The 5,778-nt window shown below is 43.5% G+C and carries 4 protein-coding genes and 3 tRNA genes; 2 read left to right on the top strand and 5 right to left on the bottom strand.

Going from position 1 to position 5,778, the window contains the following annotated elements:
• Positions 1-29 precede the first annotated feature (29 nt).
• The 5 genes from AB4133_RS21890 to AB4133_RS21870 all read right to left on the bottom strand — a co-directional run bounded on the left by AB4133_RS21890 (position 30) and on the right by AB4133_RS21870 (position 3,704).
• Positions 30-116 (bottom strand) — tRNA-Leu (locus tag AB4133_RS21890).
• Positions 117-196: 80 nt separating this feature from the next.
• A tRNA-Gly gene (locus AB4133_RS21885) sits at positions 197-272 on the bottom strand.
• A gap of 46 nt (positions 273-318) precedes the next feature.
• Positions 319-392 (bottom strand) — tRNA-Cys (locus tag AB4133_RS21880).
• A gap of 199 nt (positions 393-591) precedes the next feature.
• The gene (viaA, locus tag AB4133_RS21875; RefSeq protein ID WP_017064542.1) at positions 592-2,037 is read right to left on the bottom strand and encodes an ATPase RavA stimulator ViaA; all 1,446 of its coding nucleotides are present in this window, start codon (positions 2,035-2,037) and stop codon (positions 592-594) included.
• Between the two features lie 11 nt (positions 2,038-2,048).
• Positions 2,049-3,704 (bottom strand): ATPase RavA domain-containing protein, encoded by a 1,656-nt coding sequence (locus AB4133_RS21870; protein WP_017067123.1) that lies wholly within the window; start codon positions 3,702-3,704, stop codon positions 2,049-2,051.
• A 288-nt stretch (positions 3,705-3,992) separates the two neighbouring features.
• Between AB4133_RS21870 and AB4133_RS21865 the strand changes: the two genes are divergently transcribed.
• Positions 3,993-4,508, top strand: a complete 516-nt coding sequence (locus tag AB4133_RS21865; RefSeq protein ID WP_017062564.1) for an NUDIX hydrolase — start codon at positions 3,993-3,995, stop codon at positions 4,506-4,508.
• A 39-nt stretch (positions 4,509-4,547) separates the two neighbouring features.
• Positions 4,548-5,552: a low-specificity L-threonine aldolase gene (gene ltaE / locus AB4133_RS21860; protein ID WP_017062565.1), complete on the top strand. Its 1,005-nt coding sequence runs from the start codon at positions 4,548-4,550 to the stop codon at positions 5,550-5,552.
• Positions 5,553-5,778 lie beyond the last annotated feature (226 nt).

Here is a 5,778-nt window from a genome sequence, read left to right as displayed (position 1 = left end):
AATACCAAGCGAGGTAATAATCAAATAGATGGTGCCCCGGGCCGGACTTGAACCGGCACAACGCGAACGTCGAGGGATTTTAAATCCCTTGTGTCTACCAATTCCACCACCAGGGCACGCAATTCTTTATTGCGATGCCGATTACTGAAAAGTAAAACACCATCTTAATGTCGAAATGAATCAACACTACAAAATTTGGAGCGATACATCGGGTTCGAACCGATGACCTCAACCTTGGCAAGGTTGCGCTCTACCAACTGAGCTAGTATCGCATTTTCATTCTTATTATCTCTTAACTTATCAAACTAAGAGAAAGAATGGAGGCGCCTCCCGGAGTCGAACCGAGGTCCACGGATTTGCAATCCGCTGCATAGCCACTCTGCCAAGGCGCCTTTTTAATTCAACACTTTAGGGACTTAAGTAAGCCGCACCGCTGTGTTCGGGTGTCTACTTTACGGATTGAGGGGAGATAGTCAAACAAAAAAGTGAATTTAAATTCCGTTTGCTGACATTTAAATCAAATTGCTGCATGTTCGATCTCTTCAATCAAAAAACACACAGCAAAATGGAGTTAAACAAGATGTTCTAGCGTTACCACTTCTTCATGAAACGACCGACAAGACTCGGATGATACGCCCAGCAGTGGTCAAACATCGTCATAAGTTGAGGGTTACCATACTTAGAAAGACTAACTGCATGGAAACGGTTTTTGTGTTCTTTCAACTTTTCAACCTGAGCAATCATTTCGTCTGATTGTTTAGGTGCAATAAAGTCAGAAAGTACGATTAAATCGGCATTCTTGTATTTATCACCCGTCATCAAGTCAATCGACTTCATAAGAACAGGTTCCAAATCCGTACCACCGTGGAATGAGTAACTTAGGAAGTCGCTCGCTTCACGAAGGCCATCCTGCCTTGTTAACTCATAGGTAATCTGCTCAGAAGAAAAAAGAATCACATAACAGTCTCTCTCTTCTGCAAGAGCAATTTGCATTAAGGCATAAGCCATTGCTTTAGCAGACTGCTCAGGGAAACCACTCATAGAACCCGAAGCGTCCACACAGACGATAAACGGGCCCTTTTCAATATCGATGTTCTTGCTATCTGGTTTTTGCGCCTTCACTTTGCGTAACGTGCGTGATTTACCTTGCGAGCGATAGCTCAGTAAACGCTTGTCGGCCAAGTGCTTGTAAAAGATAACCTCAAGTTCAGGATAAGCTAAGAACATGGTTTCGTTTGGCAGCATCTTGTTAAGGTCATCACTTTCATGAATCCCGACAATATCATCGACCGCTTCATCGCTTTTCTCTTCAACCACCTGCAATTCTTCTACAGGGGCTTTGTGTAGCGAAGGATCATCTTCCTCACCAGCCATACGGCCTAGCTTTTCAGCGATCTCTTGCAAGCCCTTGTGCTTATTCAAGAACTCAGCATGACGTTTCATGATGGTAAGGTCTGTTTTGCTTAATTTGGCAGAAGCCATGTCCCACAAGCGCCCTACACTGCCTTCATCACCCGACTCAGTCACTTTATCCATGTTTTTCATGGTTTCCATGCGCTGATAAAGATCGGCTAAGACTTTTTCTTTGCTTGTTTCAAGTTCAGTTACTTGAGCTTGTTTAATCGCATCAGAAAGTGATTGGTACCATTGGTCGCAAAAGTAGTGTGGAAACATCGCGTTATAAACACCCTTGTTGTTCTCCATAAGGCGTCGAGCTTGTAGATAAAACGCTGAGTGCCACTCCAGCTTTTTGATAACGCTGTCAATCTCATCAAAGAACTGAGGTTCATCCCAGTAAATCACTTCTTGGTAAAGGGCGATTTCCTCTTGGAATCGATCAGTTTCACACACCTTAGTAACGCGTTTTTTAACTTTACCGCGCCATTTAACTAAGTGGTTTTTCACTGATGTTTTCACACCTTTGTTCTCTGCAGCCATCATGACTTGAGAACGAGCGATGAGATCATTCATCGCGGTATCAATGATTCCGGAATCAGCTACCATCAAAGCGAGGTTTAAGCCGTCTGCTCCTAACATATGCTCTCCTCTTACTCGAAGTACTGGCTCATAAACTTAATACGCTGAGCGATCTTGGCACTCTTCACTTTCGTGGTTTCAAGATCTTGCGTTACCGATTGCAAACTTGCTTCCATCGCTTTTGGTAAATCAGGGTCAATATAGTTATGAGGTAATGCATCATGGAATTCAGTACGAACGCGTTTTAACTTGAATTCAGCTTCAGTTAACTGTTCTAAGGCTTTCTCAGCGCCACTCAACCACTTGTTGTACAGTTCTTGGTCTAAACCGTCAGTAGTAACCACACTCACCAATACAGAGCGATTGGCGATGTCTTTAATCACTAATTGGTTTGATGCATCCAAGTCGAGTTTTAAACGGCATAGGTTTTTATTTTCGTTTACGTAACCGTAAATATCACCGTGACCTTCTTTAAGAACACGATCAAAATCGTCTTTGGCTACGTATACCCAACGGCTATCGCCTTTCTCAGATTCAGAAACCGACATGTTGCTTTGCAGCATAACCAGTTTCACTAGATTGTAAGCACTGCCCACACTGTACATTTTCGCGTTCTTGATGTCATTCTGGTAAACATCTTTACGCAACAAGCCACTGGTTGACTCCATAGAAAGTGACACCGACAACGTTGATTCAACATCGTCTTGAATCTCTTCTAACTCTTCACGAGACATTTCAATTTGAGCTTTCGACTCTTGTTGATCAAACGCTCGGTTCAATGCAAAGTCTTTCACCACGCTACGAACCACATCACGTGATTCTGGGCTATGCCACAAACAATCTTGCAGAAGCATAATATCCAGCGGGTTCACGCTATCGCGACCACTAAAGAACGCACTCGCTTTCAATAGTTTAACGGCCTTCTTCCAGCGTCTGTCTGATACATACAATTCTGACTCTGAAGCAGAGCCTTGCTTCTTAACCGTCTCTTCAAGCATGGTTTTTAGTTCAAACAACTTATCAAACGAATTGTCTGTCAGTTCCAGCTTATCGAGCTCTTTCTGCCATTGATGGTATTCAATGTCCGTAATCGCCAAACCTTTTGGAATTACCGCTTCTTGAGAAGTACCCGTCGTCAGCATCGATTTGAAGTTTTGTTTGTTTTGAATACGGTTCACGAACACGCGTACCAACATACGGTCATAAAGTGCTTCCAAGCCGCTGTCTTCATCTGGAAGTTCGTTGGATGCCGATACTAGTAGACGCATCGGTACACGTTCAATATCACTGCCGTTTTTGAAAGTCTTTTCGTTAACGACAGTAAGTAGCGTGTTTAGGATTGCAGGGCCGGCTTTCCAGATCTCATCGAGGAAGACGACTTGTGCAGTTGGTAGGTAGCCTTCGGTTAGTCTTACGTAACGACCGTTGTCTTTTAATTCTTGGATACTTAGTGGGCCGAACACTTCCTCGGGAGTAGAGAAACGAGTCATCAAATATTCGAAATAGCTGCTGTTATCAAAAGCCTGAATGAGACGTTTCGCGATAAGGCTTTTTGCGATGCCCGGAGGGCCTAATAGAAACACGCTTTCACCAGCCAAAGCAGCCAGTAAACAAAGCTTAATGGTGTCTTCTCTTTCGTAGACACCATCAGACAGAGCATGCGCTAATTTATTGATTCTTTCAGAGAGTAGCGCCTTGTCAGCATGTGAAGAAATAGAAGGGTTCATGCGTTACTCCGAAAATCTTTGAACAGTTGAGAGTGTAGAATTGTTTTTATACATTTGTTAGCGCTTTGTTACAAGTGCATTTTATTATTGAGTTGCATTTATATCAGATGGTTACGTCGGTAATTTTGGCGCAATCATAGATTCCAATTATGAGAGTAACATCACGAACGGCGTGAAACTAAATCTAATACGAAACCTAATTTTTCTTTTATTTTCGACACCATAGACGTTATGGTGGTGCACGTCTTCCGTTATACGAAAAATTGGCAAGGAATGTGGCCAGACTGCATGAGTAAAGTTATCCATAAATGGAAAAGTATTTCTCTCATAGAGGAGAACGTGACGCTCCCTACGAACGTCGTGGTAAAACATACAACAATCAATCACCCTGGCGCGGCAGTTATTCTTCCTATCACTTCGTCTGGAAAAATCATCCTCATTAACCAGTTCCGCCCTTCTCTAAAGAAATGGCTTTTGGAACTACCCGCAGGCACGATGGAAATAGATGAGACACCTCTTCAATGTGCCCAACGCGAACTGGAAGAAGAAACAGGTTACAGTGCAACTTCTTTTCAAAGCTTGGGGCAAGTCACCCCTTTGGCTGGCTTCTGTGATGAGATACAACATCTGTTTGTCGCAAAAGACTTAAGCCTCACTACCCGCTTTGAATGCGATGACGATGAAGTAATAGAAGTGATCGAACTGAGTTTAGAAGAACTGCACGATAAAATACGACACGATCAAATCACTGATACCAAAACTATCGCTTGTTTAAGTAAAGCCCAACTATGTGGCCATCTATAGCCAATTATATGGCTACCTAAAGTACTCTAGGAGAGAAACATGGACTTTCGTTCTGATACCGTAACTAAACCTTCGCAAGCTATGCGTGACGCAATGGCAAACGCAGAAGTGGGCGATGATGTTTATGGCGATGACCCAACCGTCAACGAACTAGAACAGTGGGCAGCAAATGAGACAGGCTTTGAAGCGGCAATGTTTACCTCTTCAGGTACACAAGCCAACCTTCTTGGCTTAATGGCGCATTGTGAGCGTGGTGATGAATATCTGTGTGGCCAGCAGGCGCACAACTACAAATACGAAGCTGGCGGCGCTGCGGTCCTTGGTTCTATCCAACCTCAACCAATCGAGAATAACCCAGACGGTACTTTAGACTTTAAAAAGCTTGCCGCTGCGATTAAGCCCGACGACAGCCACTTTGCTCGTACCAAGCTTCTTAGTTTAGAAAACACGATCAATGGTAAAGTCCTGCCAATGTCTTATCTAGCGGAAGCACGTGAGTTCGTAAACCAACACGGCCTGCAAATGCACCTCGACGGCGCGCGCGTATACAATGCAGCAGTCGCGTTAGACGTTCACATCAAAGAGATCGCGCAACACTTCGATTCGATGACGATTTGTTTATCTAAAGGTTTAGGTGCTCCGATTGGCTCTCTGCTACTTGGTAGTAAAGAGTACATCGCTAAAGCACGTCGACTACGTAAAATGGTTGGTGGCGGTATGCGTCAAGCAGGCATTCTTGCTGCAGCAGGTAAAATGGCACTGACTGAGAACGTTGCTCAACTTAAAGCTGACCACGAGAACGCGAAAAACCTAGCGATCGGCCTAAGCAAGTTAGAAGGCTTTTCTGTTAACCCTGATTTCATTCAAACTAACATTGTGTTTGCTAAGTTAGATGAGTCCGTGGATATCAACCGAATCGCTCGCGAACTGGGCAAACAAGGCATTACGATGTCTCCAGGTAACCCGGTTCGATTTGTTACTCATAGAGATATCAGCTCTGAAGACATCACTACTTTCCTAACAAAGCTAGAAAATGCACTTTAACTCTTAACGAGAAGAGCCTCTATCGCAATTAACACTAAAGCTTCCTTCGGGAAGCTTTATTTTTGAGCAAAATCATTAACCAACTCCACAGCCCAAATAGCCTTTGACACCTGCTAGTTTTCTCATAAACACACTTGATTGACTGGAACAGAACGCGATCTCGTTTTGGCCTATGAGAATACCTTCTAAGAATTATTCTCACATTTAAACGGCTTTGTTTCCTAAT

This window comes from Vibrio sp. 10N.286.52.F8 (assembly GCF_041468745.1).
Classification (GTDB): domain Bacteria; phylum Pseudomonadota; class Gammaproteobacteria; order Enterobacterales; family Vibrionaceae; genus Vibrio; species Vibrio crassostreae_C.
The sequence above is the reverse complement of the archived record's forward strand: the minus strand, read 5'-3'. Positions and strand labels throughout refer to the sequence as shown.

Bases quoted from the DNA above. Each gene is read 5' to 3' on its own strand.
- ltaE (WP_017062565.1), top strand. From the start codon at position 4,548: ATGGACTTTCGTTCTGATACCGTAACTAAACCTTCGCAAGCTATGCGT.
- AB4133_RS21865 (WP_017062564.1), top strand. From the start codon at position 3,993: ATGAGTAAAGTTATCCATAAATGGAAAAGTATTTCTCTCATAGAGGAG.
- viaA (WP_017064542.1), bottom strand. From the start codon at position 2,037: ATGTTAGGAGCAGACGGCTTAAACCTCGCTTTGATGGTAGCTGATTCC.
- AB4133_RS21870 (WP_017067123.1), bottom strand. From the start codon at position 3,704: ATGAACCCTTCTATTTCTTCACATGCTGACAAGGCGCTACTCTCTGAA.